Raw genomic sequence first — 304 nt, 5'->3', positions numbered from 1 at the left:
GCCACTGGCCTTGGGAGAGTGGGACTCATCATTCTCAAGCGACGTGCGGAACTCTTCCAGCAGCTCGCGCTGACGCTTGCTGAGGTTGACCGGGGTTTCGACCGCCACACGACACATCAGGTCGCCCGCACCGCCACCGCGCACCGGAGCAACACCCTTGCCGCGCAGACGGAACTGCTTGCCGGTCTGGGTACCCTCGGGGATCTTCAGCTTGACGCGACCGTCGAGGGTCGGCACTTCAAGCTCGCCACCCAGCGCTGCATCGGTAAAGCTGATGGGCACTTCGCAGAACAGGTGCTTGCCG

General features: G+C 64.1%; 1 protein-coding gene. It reads right to left on the bottom strand.

The window, feature by feature from the left end; translation table 11 throughout:
* Positions 1 to 304 (bottom strand): DnaJ C-terminal domain-containing protein (locus EE949_RS28915; RefSeq protein WP_277423392.1); only part of this gene is annotated, 304 nt, incomplete at both ends.

Origin of the sequence: Pseudomonas viridiflava (assembly GCF_900602065.1) — a bacterium.
In the GTDB taxonomy this organism is placed as follows: domain Bacteria; phylum Pseudomonadota; class Gammaproteobacteria; order Pseudomonadales; family Pseudomonadaceae; genus Aquipseudomonas.
The sequence above is the reverse complement of the archived record's forward strand: the minus strand, read 5'-3'. Positions and strand labels throughout refer to the sequence as shown.